We start from the raw sequence: 17,679 nt of genomic DNA on the forward strand, positions 1-17,679 counted from the left end.
ATGGGGTCCAGACCTGAGCACATTGAACTTGCTTGACGCGGATCAAGGCCGCGCATCCTGCTCCGATCCAGAGTGCTGTGAACAGAGAGCAACAGATGACCCGTTTGAAGGCCCACGTCGAACGCCACGCCGTTTCGCGCATCGGCTGGCTCCGCGCCGCCGTGCTGGGCGCCAATGACGGCATCGTCTCGACCGCCTCGCTGGTGGTCGGGGTGGCGGCGGCCGAGGCCACGCGGGGTCCGATCCTGCTGGCCGCCAGCGCCGGTCTGGTGGCCGGGGCCATGTCGATGGCGGCCGGCGAATATGTGTCGGTCGCCTCGCAGGCCGACAGCGAGGCCGCAGACCTCGCCCGCGAGCGCAAGGAACTGGAAATCCAGCCCGAGGAAGAGCTGGAGGAGATGACCGCCATCTATGTGGCGCGGGGCCTGACGCCCGATCTCGCGCGGCAGGTCGCCGAACAGCTGAACGCCGGCGACGCCCTGGCCGCCCACGCCCGCGACGAGCTGGGCATCTCCGAGCACGTCACCGCGCGGCCCGTGCAGGCGGCCCTGACCTCTGCCTCGACCTTCGCGGTCGGGGCGGCCATGCCGCTGCTGGTGTCGATGCTGGCGCCCTTGCCGGTGATCATCCCGACCATCTCGGTCGCCACCCTGGTGTTCCTGGCGGTCTTGGGGTGGCTGGGCGCCTGGGCGGGCGGCGCCAGTCCCTGGAAGCCGATGCTGCGCGTCACGTTCTGGGGCGCCCTGGCCTTGGGGGTGACCGCCGTGATCGGCAAGCTGTTCGGGGCGGTCGTCTAGGGGCCCTGTTTGCGTCGCGGCGGAAAATCCCGCATATCCCCGCGCCTCATGCCCCCGCCAAGACCCTTCGCGACGTCCGGTCCCTGACCGAGGCCGGGCTGGTCCCGTCCGAGCGCCTGCCGGCGCTGGAGACGGTGGCCGCGCGCTATGCGGTGACGATCACCCCGGCCATGGCCGCGCTGATCGAGACCCGCGACGAGAACGACCCCATCGCACGGCAGTTCATCCCCTCCCCCGAGGAGCTGGTGTCCAGCCCCGGCGAGGACGGCGACCCGATCGGCGACGCCGCCCACAGCCCGATCGAGGGGATCGTCCACCGCTATCCCGACCGGGTGCTGTTAAAGCCCACCCACACCTGCGCGGTCTATTGCCGGTTCTGCTTCCGGCGCGAGATGGTCGGCCCCGAGGGGCTGTCCAACCTGACTCCGGACCAGCTGGACGCGGCCTTCGCCTATATCGCCGCGCACCCGGAGATCTGGGAGGTGATCGTCACCGGCGGCGATCCGCTGGTGCTGTCGCCCCGGCGCCTGGCCGACCTGATGGACCGGCTGGAGGCGATCGACCACGTCAAGATCGTGCGCTTCCACACCCGCGTTCCCGCCGTCGATCCCGACGCGGTGACGCCCGAGCTGGTGGCCGCGCTGAAACGCTCGTCGAAGGCGGTCTATGTCGCGCTGCACGCCAACCACGCCCGCGAGCTGACCCCCGCCGCCCGCGCCGCCTGCGCGCGGATCGTCGACGCCGGAATTCCCATGGTCAGCCAGACGGTGCTGCTGCGCGGGGTCAATGACAACGCCCAGACCCTGGCCGACCTGATGCGCGCCTTCGTGGAGACGCGGATCAAACCGTACTACCTGCACCATGGCGATCTGGCGCCGGGCACCGCGCATCTGCGGACCACGGTCGCCGAGGGTCAGGCGATCATGCGCGCCCTGCGCGGGACGCTCTCAGGCCTGGCCCAGCCGACCTACGTGCTCGACATCCCCGGCGGCCACGGCAAGGTTCCGGTCGGCCCCACCTACCTCGCCGAGGGTGCGGTGGAGACGCCGGACGGCGACGCGCGGCCCTATCCGCCCACGCCCTGACGACGCCAGGGCGCCCCCGCCCCGTTGCGACGCAGCAAAGCCTTGGCGAGGCCATGGTTTCTCGTGCTAGAAAAGTCGTCACAACAGATGGCCCGGACTGTGGCGTTCGGCGCGAATTCAAGCGAAGGCTTGGCTTTTATGAGTGAAATCAAGACGGTCGGCGTGATCGGCGCCGGCCAGATGGGGTCGGGCATCGCGCATGTCGTCGCCCTGGGCGGCTATGACGTACGGCTTCACGACATCTCGCGCGAGCGGATCGACGCCGGCATCGCCATCATCGAGAAGAACATGGCTCGCCAGGTCGGCCGTGGGATCATCGACGACGCGGCGATGAAGGCGGCCCTGGCCCGCATCCAGCCCGCCGAGGGCCTGGAAGCCGTCGGCGCCACGGACCTGGCCATCGAGGCGGCGACCGAGAACGAGGAGGTCAAGAAATCGATCTTCCGCAGCCTGCAGCCGCACCTGAAGCCCGACACGCTGCTGGCCTCCAACACCTCGTCGATCTCGATCACGCGCCTGGCCTCGTCCACGGACCGGCCCGAGCGCTTCATCGGCCTGCACTTCATGAACCCGGTGCCGCTGATGAAGCTGGTGGAGATCATCCGCGGCATCGCCACGGATGTCCCGACCTACGAGACCGCCGTGAACTTCGCCCAGTCGCTGGGCAAGATCACCAGCAACGCCGAAGACTTCCCCGCCTTCATCGTCAACCGCGTGCTGGTGCCGATGATCAACGAGGCGATCTACACCCTGTACGAAGGGGTCGGCACGGTCGACGCCATCGACACGGCGATGAAGCTGGGCGCCAACCACCCGATGGGCCCGCTGGAGCTGGGCGACTTCATCGGCCTGGACACCGTGCTCAGCATCATGAACGTGCTGCACGAGGGCCTGGCCGACAGCAAGTACCGCCCCTGCCCGCTGCTGGTGAAGTATGTCGAGGCCGGCTGGCTGGGCAAGAAGACCGGACGCGGCTTCTACGACTATCGAGGCGAGACGCCGGTCCCCACGCGCTGACCGGACTTCAACACCGCGATCTCTGAAGAGAATCGAGGCGCGCGCCCCCTCCAGGCGCGCGCCTCTTTTTCGTCGGTACAGCCTTGTCGAAAGGCCTCCCCCCGAAGGCCGACGCGATAGGGGAATCGCGCCGGCTAGATCGCCGAGACCCGGCGGAGGAAGCGGCGATCACCCCCCGCGCGCGCCAACTACCCCACCGGCGCGCTCGAAAGGATGGCTCCTTTTCGCGCTACGGCGCCACTCTGTCATTGCCCGCACGTCCACGTTCTCTTGCCTGTCTGTCCGGAATCGGCGACTGGCAGGGCGATCATTGAGGGCCCATGTCAACGGAACGTCCGCCAAGAGACCTGTGGGTGCTGGACGCCCGCGAACAGCCCGATGCGGCCGAGCGCTATCGCCAGGCCTGCGCCCAGCTGTTCGACGTCACCCTGCTCTGCCCCGAGGCCGAGTTCCGCAATCGGATGGATGGCTACAATCTGGGCGGCGTGGTCCTGGCGCGCTGCGCGGGCGTGCCCCAACGCTTCGACCGCCGCTACGCCCACATCGTCACCGACACCGCCGACTCGGCCCTGGCGGTTCTGGAACTGAGCTCCGGCGGCTGGCGCGGAGTCTATGACGGGCGGCCGGCCGATGGCGGCGAGGGCTCGATCCGCCTGGTCGACATGTCACGGCCCTTCGACCTGACCACCGCCGCCTTCGAGACGCTCTATCTGGCCCTGCCCCGCGCGGCCCTGGACGAGCAGGTCGGCCAGTTGGACTTCCATGGCCGCGTGATCTCGGAAAACACCGCCACCGGCCGCATCCTGGGCGCGCACATGCGGGCGGTGTGGGACAGCATCGAGACGATCTCCACCCCCGAGGCGGCGCTGGCGGGCAAGGCGGCGGCGACTCTGTTCAGCGCCGCGATCCTGGCGCACGGAGAGCCGGCCGGCGGCGACGCCAGGCCCGTCGAGAAGATGCTGCTGGCCTCGGCCCGCGACTTCGTGATCGCCCGGCTGGCCGACCCGGAACTGACGCCCGAGGCCGTGCGCCAGCACCTGGGGATCTCGCGCAGCCTGCTCTACAAGGTTTTCGAGCCGGCCGGCGGCGTCAGCGCCTTCATCCAGGCCCGCCGCCTGGACCAGGCCTTCGACGAGATCATCCGCGACCAGAACGAACGCAAGACCCTGGCCGAGATCGGCTATGGCCTCGGCTTTCGCTCGGACGCCCATTTCAGTCGCGTGTTCCGCGCCCGCTTCGGCGTCACCCCGGGCCGCCTGCGCCGCCTGGGCGGCGCCGCGCGGCGGGAGGGGCTATCGGCGCTGGAACGGCCAGACGACGTGTTCGTCTGGGTGGGGAGCTTGCTGTAGACGCCCCCTACCCCGCGCCCAGCGCCACGGCGACGTGGTAGGTGATGAAGGCCGCGATATAGGCCAGGCTGACCATGTAGACGAACATGATCGTCGGCCAGACCCAGCTGTTGGTCTCGCGTTTCACCACGCCCAGGGTGGGCAGGCACTGCGGCGCGAACACGTACCAGGCCAGGAACGACAGGGCGCTGGCCAGCGACCACTGGTTCTTCAGCAGGGTCGACAGGGCGCCAGTCTCGCCGTCCTCGCCGCCGACGGCATAGACGGTGCCCAGCACCGCCACGGCCACTTCGCGCGCGGCCATGCCCGGGATCAGGGCCACGGTCATCTGCCAGTTGAAGCCGATCGGGGCCATCAAGGGCGCCAGGAACTGGCCGATGCGCCCGGCGATGGAATAGTCGATCGCCGGCCCGGTCGCGCCTTCCGGCGGATAGGGGAAGGTCGACAGCACCCAGACCAGAACCATCAGCGGCAGGATGATGCGGCCGGCGCGGCTCATGAAGATGCGGGCGCGGGTCCAGAGGTTCATCAGGACGTTGCGCGGCTCGGGCCAGCGATAGGTCGGCAGCTCCATCATGAAGGGCTCGACCGCGCCGCGCCAGAAGATGCGACGGATCACGAACGAGACCAGCAGCGCGCTGACGATGCCGCTGGCGTAGAGGCCGAACATCACCAGGCCCTGCAGGGACAGCACGCCCCACACCGTCTGCTGCGGAATGAAGGCGCCGATGATCAGGGTGTAGACCGGAATCCGCGCCGAACAGGTCATCAGCGGCGCGACCAGGATCGTGGTCAGGCGGTCCTGGCGGTTGTCGATCACCCGCGTCGACATGATGCCGGGAATGGCGCAGGCGAAGCTGCTGAGCAGCGGAATGAAGGCGCGGCCGTGCAGGCCGGCGCCGCCCATGATCCGGTCCATCAGGAAGGCGGCGCGGGCCATGTAGCCGCTGTCTTCCAGGAGCAGGATGAAGAAGAACAGGATCAGGATCTGCGGCAGGAACACCAGCACGCTGCCGACGCCGGCGATCAGGCCATCGGCGATGAAGCTGGTCAGCAGGCCCTTGGGCAGGTGGGCGTTGGTCAGTTCGATCAGGGCGGCGAAGCCCGCGTCGATACCGTCCATGGCGGGCGTGGCCCAGGTGAACACCGCCTGGAACATGACAAACAGCAGGCCCAGCAGGATCATCAGGCCCGCCACGGGATGCAGCAGCACGCCGTCGATCTTGCCGGTCACGGTGTCGGGCCGCTCGGGCGGCTTCACGCAGGCCTTGAAGATGCGCTGGGCCTCGGCGTGGGCGGCGCGGATCTCCGCTGGGCTGGGCTCATGCCAGGCGTTGTCGGCGGTGAGGGTCTGGCGGTCGACCAGGGCCTCGACCTTGTCCAGCAGTTCGGGCAGGCCGCGCTTGCGGGTGGCCACCGTGGTGACAATCGGCGCGCCGATCTCGGTCGACAGGCGCTCGACGTCGATCCGCAGGCCCTGGCGCTGGGCGATGTCGAACATGTTGAGGGCCAGCACGAACGGGCGGCCCACCTGCTTCAACTCGAGCGCCAGGCGCAGCACGAGGCGCAGGTTGGTGGCGTCGGCCACGCAGACCAGGGCCTGGGGGGCGTCCTCGCCGGCCAGCTTGCCCAGCACCGCGTCGCGGGTCACCGCTTCGTCGGGGCTGCGCGCGCGCAGGGAATAGGTGCCCGGCAGGTCCAGCACGCGGATCTGGCGGCCGCTGGGCGCGGTCAGCACGCCCTCTTTCCGCTCGACCGTGACGCCGGCGTAGTTGGCCACCTTCTGGCGGCTGCCGGTCAGGGCGTTGAACAGGGCGGTCTTGCCCGAGTTCGGGTTGCCGACCAGGGCGATCCGGGCGGTGTCGGCGAGCGGGGAAACGACGGGGCGCGCGGCGGCGCCGGAATCGGGGGTCAAGGTCTTAGCGTCCGTCGAACTTCACGCTGATCGCGCCGGCCTCGCGACGGCGCAGGGCCACGCGGGTGTCGTCCACCCGCACGGCGATCGGATCGCGCCCGAACAGGCCCTCGTGCAGCACCTCGATCGACGCGCCCTCGACGAAGCCCATCTCCAGAAGGCGGCGCTCGAGCTCCTCGGCGATCACCGCCTCGGCCGCGCCGCTGTGGCCGGTGACCTTGACGATGACGCCGCGCTCACCGCGATCGGCGCTGGCCAGGGAACGCACGCCCGGCGCAGTCGCGGCGGGGTTGAATTCAGGCGACAAAACGAACGCTTCGGACATCATGGCTCCGATTAGATTGCGAACGATTATCAGTCGAAGCGGCCAATGTCGATTCAGTGATCCTGGGGTTCTGCGTTATGCTGCGCCTTTAAGGATCGTTGGGACGGAATGGCGCAGGGCCGTTAATCTATTCGACTCTTCGGGCCGGGACCGGTCTGATTGCGTGTAACGATTCGTGTGGACGGATTATGCGTAGACTGATGCTGGCGCTCCTGACGGGCGCTTATCTCTGTCTGGCCTTGATCGTCTCCCTCTTCCTCTGGAGGACGGGAGCGACGCCGACTGTCGGTGTTTCCGCGTTCATCGGCACGCTGGGCCTCTGCTTCGCCTTCCACGGCCTGATCGCCCAGGCGTTCATGGGCGCCAATCTGCGCGTCGACATCGACACCATCCGCGAAGCCCACGCCATCCTGCTGGACCAGATCGAGAAGGTCGACGCCCGGGTCACCGACCTGGTCGACACCGTCGCCGCCGACGCCCAGCGCCGGTCCGAGGAGCTGTCGACCGAGGTGCATCAGCTGGAAGACCTGATCCAGCAGATGAACGACCGCCTGGAGCACCAGCTGACCCACCAGGTCGCCGCCGCCTCGGCCCGCTCCAGCGGCCGCGAGCGCGCGCCGCACGCCAGCCACATGCTGCAGGTGGTGCAGGACGCCCTGGCCGAGAACCGCGTCGACCTCTACCTGCAGCCGATCGTCAGCCTGCCCCAGCGCCGGACCGTCTTCTACGAGAGCTTCTCGCGCCTGCGCGACGAAACGGGCCGCGTGATGATGCCGGCCGAGTATCTGGCGGTGGCCGAGGGCGAAGGCCTGATGACGGCGATCGACAACCTGCTGCTGTTCCGCTGCGTGCAGATCGTCCGCCGCCTCGCCAAGCAGGACCGCAAAGTTGGGATCTTCTGCAACATCTCGCTGGCCAGCCTGGGCGACGAGAGCTTCTTCCCGCAGTTCCTGGAGTTCATGCAGGGCAACAAGGACCTGGCCGGCGCGGTGATCTTCGAGCTGGGCCAGGCGGCGTTCGATCGCCGCGGCCCGGTGGAGGCCCGCCACATGGCCCGTCTGGCCAGCCTCGGCTTCAGCTTCAGCCTGGACAAGGTCAACGACCTGGACGTCGACTTCCAGGACCTGGCCCGCGCCGACGTGAAGTTCCTGAAGGTCGGCGCCCAGATGATGCTGGACCAGTTGGAAGAGCAGGACGGCAAGCTCGTCATCGCCTCGCTGCCCGACCTGAACGCCAGCGACTTCGCCGCCCTGACCCGCCGCTACGGCGTCGAGGTGATCGTCGAGAAGGTCGAGGCCGAAAAGCAGGTGGCCGAGATTCTGGACCTCGACATCGGTTACGGCCAAGGCCACCTGTTTGGCGAGCCGCGCGCCATCCGCGACGCCGTGCTGGCCGAAGCCGACCCGCCCGCCGACTTCATCCGCGCGCCGATGCGTCGCCGCGCGGTGGGCTGGTAGCGCCAGGCGCCGCAAGCATCGGAATGACGCCGTCCCGCGCGGACGGCAGGGTCTCTCGTCAGAAGGAGACTGCCGATGACCTACCTCACCGACGAGGCCCGCTGGGCCGCCTGGGAAGCCCGCGACCGCGCCGCCGACGGGGCCTTCTTCGTGGCCGTGCGCACCACCGGCGTTTATTGCGTGGCCAGCTGTCCCGGCCGACCGCTGCGCCAGAACGTCGTCTTCCACGACAGCCGCGAGGCCGCCCGCGCCGCCGGCTTCCGCGCCTGCCTGCGTTGCAAGCCGGACCGGGTCGCTGCGTGACTGTGGACTGGATCCGCATCGCCGCCGAGCTGGACGCCCGCGGCTGGGCCCTGACCGGCCCGCTGCTCAAGCCTAAGACCTGCGCCGACATCGCCGACCTGTATCCCCGCGAGGAGGGCTTCCGCAGCCGCGTGGTCATGGCCCGCCACGGCTTTGGGCGCGGCGAGTACAAGTATTTCAGCTATCCGCTGCCCGAGGTCGTGCAGCGCCTGCGCCAGGACCTCTATGGTCCGCTGTCGGTGATCGCCAACGCTTGGGCGCAGCGCCTGGGCGAAGAGCGCCGCTTTCCCGACACGCTGGAGGGGATGCTGGCCCGCTGCCACGGCGCGGGTCAGGCCCGCCCCACGCCGCTGCTGCTGACCTATGGCCCCGGCGACTACAACTGCCTGCACCAGGACCTCTATGGCGAGCACGTCTTCCCGCTGCAGGCCGCCTTCCTGCTGGACGAGCCGGGGCGAGACTTCGAGGGCGGCGAGTTCGTCCTCGTCGAGCAACGCCCCCGCCAGCAATCCGCGCCGCAGGTCGTGCCGCTAAGCCAGGGCGAAGGCGTGATCTTCGCGGTCCGCGAACGCCCGGCCGAGGGGACGCGCGGGGTGCACCGGCGGATGCTGCGGCACGGGGTCAGCGAAGTGCGGTCCGGACGACGGCGGACGTTGGGGGTGATCTTTCATGATGCGACGTAGGTCATAAGCCGCTCCGCCCCGAGCCTTTGGGGGACTAGCCCAGGAAATCCAATGCAAGGTCACGCCAATCAGGATTGCTCTCCTCAATCAGCATGAGCTTCCAGGACCGACGCCATTCTTTGAGGCGACGCTCGCGGATCAGTGCGCTCTCGCGCGTTTCATGCTGCTCGAACCACACCAGCATCGTGCAACCGTACTTTGCGGTGAAGCCTCGAATCTGACTCTGATGCTCGAAGACGCGGCGAGCGAGGTCGTCGGTCGAGCCGATGTAGAGCGTTCCGTTTCGGCGGTTGGCCATGATGTAGACGTAAAAGGCCATGGGCGATCTTTGATCGCGCCGCCCACATAATCAATCAAAGATTGTATTTGTCCCCGACCTCCCCGGCGAATGCCGGGGTCCAGATCGCGATCGCTTGCGTCCCCGGATTGGCTGAGGCCGCCGGGCGAACCCACCCCAACCGCTCCGGATGAATCTGGGCCCCGGCATTCGCCGGGGAGGTCGGGTGTATGAGGCCCCTCACCCCATCGGCGACACGCCAAACAGCAGCCGGTGCAGCACGAACACGAACACCAGATACAGCACCGTCCCGCCAAGCACGCCGATCAGGTCCGACCGCGGCTTGACGACCACGGGGGCGGGCTCCTTGCGGCTGATGGCGGAGGCAAGATCGACCACCGCCCAGGCCAGGAACGATCCGAACAGCATCACCGAGGCCTGGTCGCCATTGGCCAGCAGGTGGCCGGCCGACCACAGGATCACGCCCAGCAGCATCGGGTGGCGCACCGTCGCCTTGATCCGTCCGGCCGGGGCGTTGGCCGTGGGCAGGAGGATGAAGGCCAGCCACACCAGCAGCATGGCCGCGTGACGGCCCCAGGTCGGCGGGTCGTAGAGCTGCGGCGCGGCGGGGCGATAGATGATCCAGCCCCAGATGATCAGGCCAAGGCCAACCGCCGACACCAGCGAATAGAGCCCGCGCCAGCGCTTGGGACTGGCGGCGACCTGCGCGTCGCGCAGGGGCGCGGCCAGGATCCGCACCGAGTGGATTCCCAGAAACAGCACAAGACCAAGAAGCAGAATCGTCATCACGCCCTCCCGTTGGCGGGAAGGATAGTCACGGAACGCCGGTCTTCGATAGCGGGGCCGCCCGGCCCTTGAATCCCGCCGCCCAGGGCTCAGCTAAGGGGCCGGCCGCATTGACGCCCCGTTCCTAGACCGTTACCGCCGAGCCCATGATGGACTTCCCCCCCGGCCTTTCCGCCCTTTCCGACCGCTACGACGTGGTGCTGTGCGACGTCTGGGGCGTGATCCACAACGGCGTGGCCAGCTTCCCGCAGGCTTGCGACGCGCTGACGAAGTGGGCGCAGACCAAGGGTCCGGTGGTGCTGATCTCCAACTCGCCGCGTCCGTCGCACGACGTGGTCGCGCAGCTGGACGCGCTGGGCGTGCCGCGCTCTTCCTGGCAGGGCTTCGTCACCTCGGGCGACGCGACCCGCGCGCTCCTGAAGGCCAACGCCCCGGGCAAGGTCTGGAAGATCGGCCCGGCCCGCGACGAGGTGCTGTACGAAGGCCTCGATCTGGTCGGCGCCGGCTGCGAGGACGCTGACTTCATCTCGTGCACCGGCCTCTATGAGGACGAGGTCGAGGTCCCCGAAGACTATCGCGACCGCCTGAAGGTCGCCGCCGAGCGGGGCCTTTTGTTCATCTGCGCCAATCCCGACCGGGTGGTGCAGCGCGGCGACAAGCTGATCTTCTGCGCCGGCGCGCTGGCCGACCTCTATGAGAGCCTCGGCGGCAAGGTGGTGATGGCCGGCAAGCCCTATGGCCAGATCTACGACCTGGCTGTGGCCGAGGCCGAGCGCCTCCTCGGCCGCCCGGTCGATCGCGCGCGGATTGTCTGTATCGGCGACGGCGTGATCACCGACGTGAAGGGCGCGCACGATCAGAAGCTGGCCTGCCTGTTCGTCGCCAGGGGCATCCATGGCGACAAGGCCGTGGGTCCCGACGGCCGGCTGGTTCCCGACGCCGTCCACGCCCTGCTGGACGCCGAGGCGGTGGGCGCGACCCACGCGATCGGCGATCTGGTCTGGTGAACGAGGATTGAGCGGTTAGACTGTGTGCAACGCACAATAAAAACCGCAGGGGAGCGTGTGATGCAGGGCAAATTCCTGGAAGAGCTGAACGTCGGCCAGTCGGCCGAGCTGGTCCGCACCGTCGGCGAGGCCGACATCGTGGCCTTCGCCGAGGTCACGGGCGACAACAACCCCGTCCACCTGGACGCCGACTACGCCGCGAAGACCAGCTTTGGCGAGCGCATCGCGCATGGCATGCTGTCGGCCGGCTATATCTCGGCGGTGCTGGGCACGACCCTGCCCGGCCCCGGCGCGATCTATCTGTCCCAGACCCTGCGCTTCAAGCGCCCGGTCAAGATCGGCGACGAAGTCACCGCCCGCGCCACCATCACCGAAATCGACGAGGCCAAGGCTCGCGTCACCTTCGCCACCACCTGCCTGGTCAATGGCAAGCCGGTGGTCGAGGGCGAGGCCACGGGCATGGTCCCCCGCAAGGCCGCCTGATGCCCCTGAAGACTGTTCACGCCTGGAAAGACCTGTCCCCCGACCAGCGCGGCGCCGCCGTGGCGCTGGGCAATTTCGACGGGGTGCATCGCGGCCACCAGCAGGTGATCGCCCAGGCCGCCAAGGCCGCCCTGGCCGACAAGACGCCGCTGGGCGTGATCAGCTTCGACCCGCATCCGCGTCGCCTGTTCCGGCCTACCGAGCCGGCGTTCAAGCTGATGACCCAGAGCCAGCAGACCCGGGCGCTGGCGGGGCTGGGCGTGGGTGTCTTCTACCTTCTGCCGTTCGACTTCGAGATGGCCAGCTTCGGCGACCGCGAGTTCGTCGAGAAGGTGCTGGTCGAGGGGCTGGGCGTGACCCATGTGGCCGCCGGCTTCGACATCTCGTTCGGGCGCGGCCGCACCGGCAGCCCCGACCTGCTGCGGGCCTACGGCCAGGAGTACGGCTTTTCGGTCTCGATCGCCGAACCGGTGGCGGGCGGCGATGGCCAGAAGTTCTCGTCGACGGCGGTGCGTGACGCGCTGCGGGCCGGCCAGCCCGAGCAGGCGGCGGCGATCCTGGGCCGCCCCTTCGCCATCGAGGGCGTGGTGCGGCGCGGCCAGCAGCTGGGCCGCCAGCTGGGCTTTCCCACCGCCAATGTCGAGGTCGAGGACTATGTGGTCCCCAAGCTCGGCGTCTACGCCACCCGCACCCGCCTGCCCGACGGCCGCGAGGTGCCCGGCGTGGCCAATCTCGGCAACAACCCGACCACCGGCCATGTCGAGACCCGCCTCGAGACCTGGCTGTTCGATTTCGACGAGGACCTGTACGGCCAGATCATCGAGACCCAGCTGGTCGCTTTCCTGCGCCCGGAGCTGAAGTTCGACAGTCTCGAGCTGATGATCGAGCAGATCCGCCGCGACGAACAGGCCGCGCGGGCGATCGTCGCGCCGGCGTTTTAGGTCTGGACTTCCCCCCCTCGATGGGGGAGGGGTAGGGGTGGGGGTGATGCGGCGGTTGACGCCACGCTCTTTCGGCAGGCGGCGCACCCCCATCCCCAACCCTTCCCCCATCCAAGGGGGAAGGGAGCCATTGGCTTCTCCCGCCGCGGGAGAAGCCCTTTCCTCCCGTCGCCCCACCCGTTAACCTTGGTTAACTTCCGTGGGGGCCGGATGCTCAAGGGGCGCAAGTATCATCATTTCGCGCGGGCCCGGCGGCCGGTCGCCCGGCGTCGGCACGAGATCCTGGCCTATCCGGACGGCGCGCAGTTCGTGTTCGACACGGGCAAGGCGATCGAGGTCGAGGGCGGCTATTGCGCCCTGCCCGACGGCGATTTGCTGGACGCCTATTCCAACGCCGTGGTCCGCGCCGTCGAGCATGTGGGCCCCAGCGTCGTCCGCATCCACCCGATGCTGGAAGACCCCCGGATGCAGGGCGTCGGCTCGGGCTTCGCGATCGCTGAAGGCGGGCTGATCCTGACCAACAGTCATGTGGTGCAGGGCGCCAACCGCTTCATCGTCATCACCGCCGAGGGCCGCAGCCTGACGGCCCGCTGCGTGGGCGACGACCCTGACACGGACCTGGCCCTCATCAAGGTCGACCAGGCCGTCGAGATCCCGGTGGCGCGGCTGGGCGACTCCAAGAAGCTGCGGCGTGGCCAGCTGGTCATCGCCATCGGCGCGCCGCTGGGCTTCGAAGCCACGGTGACCACCGGCGTCGTCTCGGCCCTTGGCCGGTCCCTGCGCGCCGAGCGTGGCCGGCTGATCGAAGACCTGATCCAGACCGACGCGGCGCTCAATCCGGGCAACAGCGGCGGGCCGCTGGTCAGCTCGACCGGCGAGGTGGTCGGCATCGCCACGGCGATCATCGCCGGCTACCAGGGTCTGTGCTTCGCGGTCGCCGCCAATACGGCCAGGTTCGTGATCGGCGAGCTCCTGGCCCACGGCCATGTGCGGCGCGGCTCGATCGGCCTTGTCGCCCAGCAGGCCCCGATCCCGCCGGCGCTTGCGCGGGCGACGGGCGTCCACCAGCCCTACGCAGTCTATGTGGCCCATGTCGACGCCGGCGGCCCGGCGGCCAAGGCCGGCATCAAGGAAGGCGACCTGCTGGTCGCCGCCGGCGAGATGCTGCTGACCGGCCTCGACGATCTGTTGCGGGCGCTGGACAACCACAGCATCGGCAAGCCGACGGTGTTCACCCTGATCCGCCATGGTCGGCTGATGCAGGTGACCGTGACGCCGAGGCTGCGGAAGCCGGGAGCTTAAGCGGCGCACAAGATGCTCCCCCGCGTTGCGGGGGAGCTGTCGCGGAGCGACTGAGGGGGCCAATGCGGCACGCATCCAGCTCGCCCCCTCCGGCCCTCTGGGCCACCTCCCCCGCGTCGCGGGGGAGGATCTTTGACGCACTGGCCTTGCCGTCCCGCCTCTGCTATCCCCACCCCATGAGTTCCGTTCGGAAGATTTCGCGAATTATCCGCCCGGCGTGACGCCGCCGGACGATCCTCCAGCGCGCGCCGGGTTCTCCCGCCTTCTTCCGAAATTTCCAGAGCCGGATTTTCATCCCATGGCCGACGACGCCACGACCGCCCGCGACTATCGCGAAACCGTCTTCCTTCCCGACACCCCGTTCCCGATGCGCGCGGGCCTGCCCAAGAAGGAGCCGGAAATCCTGGAGGGCTGGGCCGCCCTCTCCGACAAGGGCCTGTACGGCGCGGTGCGCCAGAAGCGCCAGGCCGCCGGCGCGCCGCTGTTCGTGTTCCACGACGGCCCGCCCTACGCCAACGGCGCGATCCACATCGGCCACGCGCTGAACAAGATCCTCAAGGACTTCGTGGTCCGCTCGCGCTTCGCGCTGGGCTACGACGTCGACTACGTGCCCGGCTGGGACTGCCACGGCCTGCCCATCGAGTGGAAGATCGAAGAGCAGTTCCGCGCCAAGGGCCGCCGCAAGGACGAGGTTCCGGCCGAGGAGTTCCGCCGCGAGTGCCGCGCCTACGCCGCCGGCTGGATCGAGGCCCAGAAGACCGAGTTCCAGCGCCTGGGCGTGCTGGGCGACTGGTGGAACCGCTATGCCACCATGGACTTCACCTCGGAAGCCAAGATCGTCGAGGAGTTCCACAAGTTCCTGGCCACCGGCCAGCTCTATCGCGGCTCCAAGCCCGTGATGTGGAGCCCTGTCGAGCGCACGGCCCTGGCCGACGCCGAGATCGAGTACCACGACCACGTCTCGCCCACGATCTGGGTGAAGTTCCCGGTGTCAGCGGTAGTTCGCGAAGGCCCTACGTCTAAGGCAGAGCTCCTAGGCGCGTCCGTAGTTATCTGGACGACGACGCCTTGGACCATCCCAGCCAACCGCGCCATCAGCTACAACCCGGAAATCGGCTATGGTCTCTACGAGGTTGCAGAAGTTGCCAGTGCAGAGTCCCTCGGATTTGCTCCTTGGGCCGCGCCTGGTGATCGACTGATCTTGGCTGATAACCTGGCCGAGAGCGTCTTCAAAGCTGCCAACATCGTCCAAGCCAATCGCTTGAAGGCGCTAACGAAAGACGATCTCCATGGCTTGATCGTTCGGCATCCGCTCCACGAACTCGACGCCGGTTACACGTTCACAGTGCCAATGCTAGCCAGCGATCATGTGACTGATGACGCCGGTACTGGCTTTGTTCATACCGCGCCGGGCCACGGCCAGGATGACTATTCTGTCTGGATGCGCACTGTTCATGGGTTGAACGAGTTGTTCGCTAGCCAATATCCGGCGGCTCAGGTCAATGTCGACAAATCTATCCCGGACACCGTGGACCCGGACGGCGCGTATTACGATCACGTGCCGCTGTTCGCGGGCCTCAAGGTCCTCGAGACCGAAGGCAAGAAGGTCGGCAAGTTCGGGCCCGCCAACGGCGCGGTCATGGAAAAGCTGATCGAGGCCGGCAACCTTCTGGCGCGTGGCCGCGTCGAACACAGCTATCCGCACAGCTGGCGCTCGAAGGCCCCGGTGATCTTCCGCAACACGCCGCAGTGGTTCATCCGCATGGACCACGCGGTCGACTCGCTGGGCGGCAAGACCCTGCGCGAGGTGGCCGTTCAGGCCATCGCCGACACCGCCTTCTATCCGGACGGCGGCCGCAACCGCATCGGATCGATGGTCGAGACCCGTCCCGACTGGCTGATCAGCCGCCAGCGCAACTGGGGCACGCCGCTGGCGATGTTCGTCGACAAGCACACCGGCCACCCGCTGAACGACCCCGACGTCAACGCCCGCATCCTGGCGGCCATCCGCGAGGGCGGCGCCGACGCCTGGTTCACCCGTCCCGACAGCGATTTCCTGGGCGCCCACGACCCGGCCCAGTACGAGAAGATCACCGACATCCTCGATGTCTGGTTCGACTCCGGCTGCACCCACGCCTTCACGATCGAGGGCCGCGAGGACAGCGCCTGGCCGGCCGACCTTTATCTCGAGGGCTCCGACCAGCACCGCGGCTGGTTCCAGTCGTCCCTGCTGGAGGGCTGCGGCACCCGCGGTCGCGCCCCCTACAAGGCCGTTGTCACCCATGGCTTCACCATGGACGAGAACGGCGAGAAGATGAGCAAGTCGCGCGGCAACACCGTCGAGCCGCAGACGATCACCAAGGAGTCCGGCGCGGAAATCCTGCGCCTGTGGACGGCCATGGTCGACTATCAGGAAGACCAGCGCATCGGTAAGACGATCCTGGCCACCACGACCGACGCCTATCGCAAGCTGCGCAACACCATGCGCTACCTGCTGGGGGCTCTGGCCGGCTTCACCGAGGACGAGCGGGTCACCGACTACGACCAGTTCCCGCCGCTGGAGAAGTACATCCTGCACCGCCTTTGGGAGCTGGATGGCCAGGTGCGCGAGGCCTATGAGCGCTACGCCTTCTCGGATGTCATCCGTCCGCTGATCGAATTCTGCCAGGGCGACCTGTCGGCCCTGTTCTTCGACGTGCGCCGCGACAGCCTCTATTGCGACCGTCCCGACGCCCTGAAGCGCCGGGCCTATCGCACGGTGCTGGACTATGTGTTCGACCGCCTGACCATCTGGCTGGCCCCGCTGGCCAGCTTCACGATGGAAGAGGCCTGGACCACCCGCTTCCCCGAGGCGGGCCCGGTGGCCTATCGCGTCATCCCGGACACCCCGGCCGCCTGGCGCAACGACGCCGAGGCCGCCCGCTGGGCCAAGGTCGAGAAGGTCACCAGCGTCGTGACCGGCGCCCTGGAAGTCGAACGCCGCGAAAAGCGCATCGGCTCGGCGCTGGAGGCCGCGCCGGTGGTGCATGTCGCCGACGAAGACCTGCTGGCCGCCTTCGAGGGCCTGGACCCCGCCGAGGTGTTCCGCACCAGCGCCGCGACCCTGGTCGCAGGCGACGCCGGCGCCTTCCGCGCCGACGACGTCAAGGGCGTGTCGGTCGATCCCAACAAGGCCGAGGGCCAGAAGTGCGCCCGTTCGTGGCGCATCCTGCCGGAAGTCGGAACCGATCCGCGCTATCCGGAGCTTAGCCTTCGCGACGCCGACGCCGTGGCCTACTGGGACGCGGGACGCTAAATCTCCCTCTCCCATGGGGAGAGGGTTAGGGGTGAGGGGGTAAGCCGTCAGCCGGCGTAACCCCTCACCTCCCGCTGCTGACGCAGCGGGTCCCTCCTCTCCCTCTGGGAGAGGATTTCGAACAGGGGATGACCGCCTTTGACCATCACCCGCCAAGGCTGGATCGCCTACGCCGTCGCCGCCGCCACGGTGGTGCTGGACCAGATTTCCAAGCTCTGGATCCTGGGCCTTCTGGGCCGTGAGCAAGGCGCCAGCCTGCCGCTGCTGGGGCCGCTGCACCTGACCATGGTGCATAACTACGGCATGAGCTTTGGCCTGCTGCGCAACAGCGAGTGGGGCCGCTGGCTGCTGATCGGCTTCTCGGTGGTGGTGGTGATCGGCCTGGCCCTCTGGATCCGCAAGGCGATCAGGCCGCTGCCGGCGCTGGGCGTGGGCATGATCATCGGCGGCGCCATCGGCAACAACCTGATCGACCGGGTGCTGTACGGCTATGTCGTCGACTTCATCGACGTCTCGCGGCTGCACTTTCCCTGGGTGTTCAACGTCGCCGACTCGGGCATCTCGGTGGGCGTGGCCCTGCTGCTGCTCGACAGCTTCCTGTCCGAAGAGAAGAAACTCTCTCACCAGACCGAGTAG

18 protein-coding genes are annotated in these 17,679 nt (G+C 68.2%); 14 read left to right on the forward strand and 4 right to left on the reverse strand.

What is annotated here, in order from left to right:
- The first annotated feature begins 95 nt into the window (after window positions 1-95).
- The 4 genes from CSW63_RS19735 to CSW63_RS19750 all read left to right on the forward strand — a co-directional run bounded on the left by CSW63_RS19735 (window position 96) and on the right by CSW63_RS19750 (window position 4,248).
- On the forward strand, window positions 96-797 hold the full coding sequence (locus CSW63_RS19735) for a VIT family protein (protein WP_062094232.1): 702 nt from the start codon (window positions 96-98) through the stop codon (window positions 795-797).
- A 35-nt stretch (window positions 798-832) separates the two neighbouring features.
- On the forward strand, window positions 833-1,882 hold the full coding sequence (locus CSW63_RS19740) for a lysine-2,3-aminomutase-like protein (RefSeq protein WP_099503950.1): 1,050 nt from the start codon (window positions 833-835) through the stop codon (window positions 1,880-1,882).
- A 138-nt stretch (window positions 1,883-2,020) separates the two neighbouring features.
- A complete protein-coding gene (locus CSW63_RS19745; protein WP_062094237.1) occupies window positions 2,021-2,899 on the forward strand; it encodes a 3-hydroxybutyryl-CoA dehydrogenase in 879 nt (292 codons plus the stop codon).
- 320 nt (window positions 2,900-3,219) lie between these two features.
- Entirely contained in the window at window positions 3,220-4,248 is a 1,029-nt protein-coding gene (locus CSW63_RS19750; protein WP_082749364.1) for a helix-turn-helix domain-containing protein, read from the forward strand.
- A 7-nt stretch (window positions 4,249-4,255) separates the two neighbouring features.
- Here the strand turns inward: CSW63_RS19750 and feoB are convergent, their stop codons facing one another.
- Both feoB and CSW63_RS19760 read right to left on the reverse strand, forming a co-directional pair.
- Entirely contained in the window at window positions 4,256-6,163 is a 1,908-nt protein-coding gene (gene feoB, locus CSW63_RS19755) for a ferrous iron transport protein B (RefSeq protein WP_062094230.1), read from the reverse strand.
- 4 nt (window positions 6,164-6,167) lie between these two features.
- Window positions 6,168-6,488, reverse strand: a complete 321-nt coding sequence (locus CSW63_RS19760; RefSeq protein WP_168193696.1) for a ferrous iron transport protein A — start codon at window positions 6,486-6,488, stop codon at window positions 6,168-6,170.
- 188 nt (window positions 6,489-6,676) lie between these two features.
- On the opposite strand from CSW63_RS19760, the gene CSW63_RS19765 reads away from it, so the two are divergent.
- From CSW63_RS19765 to CSW63_RS19775, 3 genes are all read left to right on the forward strand, one after another.
- Window positions 6,677-7,945, forward strand: a complete 1,269-nt coding sequence (locus CSW63_RS19765) for an EAL domain-containing protein (protein ID WP_197425226.1) — start codon at window positions 6,677-6,679, stop codon at window positions 7,943-7,945.
- A 75-nt stretch (window positions 7,946-8,020) separates the two neighbouring features.
- Complete coding sequence (locus CSW63_RS19770; RefSeq protein WP_062094228.1) at window positions 8,021-8,248, forward strand: Ada metal-binding domain-containing protein; 228 nt, start codon at window positions 8,021-8,023, stop codon at window positions 8,246-8,248.
- Window positions 8,245-8,931, forward strand: a complete 687-nt coding sequence (locus CSW63_RS19775; RefSeq protein WP_062094227.1) for a 2OG-Fe(II) oxygenase — start codon at window positions 8,245-8,247, stop codon at window positions 8,929-8,931. Before CSW63_RS19770 ends, CSW63_RS19775 begins: the two co-directional genes overlap by 4 nt.
- Before the next feature lie 34 nt (window positions 8,932-8,965).
- Here CSW63_RS19775 and CSW63_RS19780 read toward each other — a convergent pair whose 3' ends face one another.
- Together CSW63_RS19780 and CSW63_RS19785 are read right to left on the reverse strand one after the other, a co-directional pair.
- Window positions 8,966-9,250, reverse strand: coding sequence for a GIY-YIG nuclease family protein (locus CSW63_RS19780; RefSeq protein WP_062094226.1), 285 nt, complete (start codon window positions 9,248-9,250; stop codon window positions 8,966-8,968).
- A 198-nt stretch (window positions 9,251-9,448) separates the two neighbouring features.
- The gene (locus CSW63_RS19785; RefSeq protein ID WP_062094225.1) at window positions 9,449-10,015 is read right to left on the reverse strand and encodes an NnrU family protein; all 567 of its coding nucleotides are present in this window, start codon (window positions 10,013-10,015) and stop codon (window positions 9,449-9,451) included.
- A 146-nt stretch (window positions 10,016-10,161) separates the two neighbouring features.
- On the opposite strand from CSW63_RS19785, the gene CSW63_RS19790 reads away from it, so the two are divergent.
- The 7 genes from CSW63_RS19790 to lspA all read left to right on the forward strand — a co-directional run bounded on the left by CSW63_RS19790 (window position 10,162) and on the right by lspA (window position 17,679).
- Window positions 10,162-11,022, forward strand: a complete 861-nt coding sequence (locus CSW63_RS19790) for a TIGR01459 family HAD-type hydrolase (protein WP_062094224.1) — start codon at window positions 10,162-10,164, stop codon at window positions 11,020-11,022.
- 57 nt (window positions 11,023-11,079) lie between these two features.
- Complete coding sequence (locus CSW63_RS19795; RefSeq protein WP_168193697.1) at window positions 11,080-11,505, forward strand: MaoC family dehydratase; 426 nt, start codon at window positions 11,080-11,082, stop codon at window positions 11,503-11,505.
- Window positions 11,505-12,446 (forward strand): bifunctional riboflavin kinase/FAD synthetase, encoded by a 942-nt coding sequence (locus CSW63_RS19800; protein WP_099503053.1) that lies wholly within the window; start codon window positions 11,505-11,507, stop codon window positions 12,444-12,446. The genes CSW63_RS19795 and CSW63_RS19800 overlap by 1 nt, the downstream gene beginning before the upstream one ends.
- A gap of 210 nt (window positions 12,447-12,656) precedes the next feature.
- Window positions 12,657-13,748, forward strand: a complete 1,092-nt coding sequence (locus CSW63_RS19805) for a S1C family serine protease (RefSeq protein WP_062096601.1) — start codon at window positions 12,657-12,659, stop codon at window positions 13,746-13,748.
- A 176-nt stretch (window positions 13,749-13,924) separates the two neighbouring features.
- Window positions 13,925-13,969, forward strand: coding sequence for a hypothetical protein (locus tag CSW63_RS23585; protein WP_181242883.1), 45 nt, complete (start codon window positions 13,925-13,927; stop codon window positions 13,967-13,969).
- 77 nt (window positions 13,970-14,046) lie between these two features.
- Entirely contained in the window at window positions 14,047-17,043 is a 2,997-nt protein-coding gene (gene ileS, locus CSW63_RS19815; RefSeq protein ID WP_062098967.1) for an isoleucine--tRNA ligase, read from the forward strand.
- A gap of 138 nt (window positions 17,044-17,181) precedes the next feature.
- Entirely contained in the window at window positions 17,182-17,679 is a 498-nt protein-coding gene (gene lspA, locus CSW63_RS19820) for a signal peptidase II (RefSeq protein ID WP_062098969.1), read from the forward strand.

The sequence above is a fragment of the Caulobacter sp. FWC26 genome (genome assembly GCF_002742645.2).
Taxonomy (GTDB): Bacteria; Pseudomonadota; Alphaproteobacteria; order Caulobacterales; family Caulobacteraceae; genus Caulobacter.

What these genes read in the sequence shown, in the direction of transcription:
- ileS (WP_062098967.1), top strand. Translation starts at nt 14,047, where the DNA reads ATGGCCGACGACGCCACGACCGCCCGCGACTATCGCGAAACCGTCTTC.
- CSW63_RS19760 (WP_168193696.1), bottom strand. Translation starts at nt 6,488, where the DNA reads ATGTCCGAAGCGTTCGTTTTGTCGCCTGAATTCAACCCCGCCGCGACT.
- CSW63_RS19780 (WP_062094226.1), bottom strand. Translation starts at nt 9,250, where the DNA reads ATGGCCTTTTACGTCTACATCATGGCCAACCGCCGAAACGGAACGCTC.
- CSW63_RS19765 (WP_197425226.1), top strand. Translation starts at nt 6,677, where the DNA reads ATGCGTAGACTGATGCTGGCGCTCCTGACGGGCGCTTATCTCTGTCTG.
- CSW63_RS19800 (WP_099503053.1), top strand. Translation starts at nt 11,505, where the DNA reads ATGCCCCTGAAGACTGTTCACGCCTGGAAAGACCTGTCCCCCGACCAG.
- CSW63_RS19770 (WP_062094228.1), top strand. Translation starts at nt 8,021, where the DNA reads ATGACCTACCTCACCGACGAGGCCCGCTGGGCCGCCTGGGAAGCCCGC.
- CSW63_RS19745 (WP_062094237.1), top strand. Translation starts at nt 2,021, where the DNA reads ATGAGTGAAATCAAGACGGTCGGCGTGATCGGCGCCGGCCAGATGGGG.
- CSW63_RS19735 (WP_062094232.1), top strand. Translation starts at nt 96, where the DNA reads ATGACCCGTTTGAAGGCCCACGTCGAACGCCACGCCGTTTCGCGCATC.
- CSW63_RS19805 (WP_062096601.1), top strand. Translation starts at nt 12,657, where the DNA reads ATGCTCAAGGGGCGCAAGTATCATCATTTCGCGCGGGCCCGGCGGCCG.
- CSW63_RS19750 (WP_082749364.1), top strand. Translation starts at nt 3,220, where the DNA reads ATGTCAACGGAACGTCCGCCAAGAGACCTGTGGGTGCTGGACGCCCGC.
- CSW63_RS19785 (WP_062094225.1), bottom strand. Translation starts at nt 10,015, where the DNA reads ATGACGATTCTGCTTCTTGGTCTTGTGCTGTTTCTGGGAATCCACTCG.
- CSW63_RS19790 (WP_062094224.1), top strand. Translation starts at nt 10,162, where the DNA reads ATGATGGACTTCCCCCCCGGCCTTTCCGCCCTTTCCGACCGCTACGAC.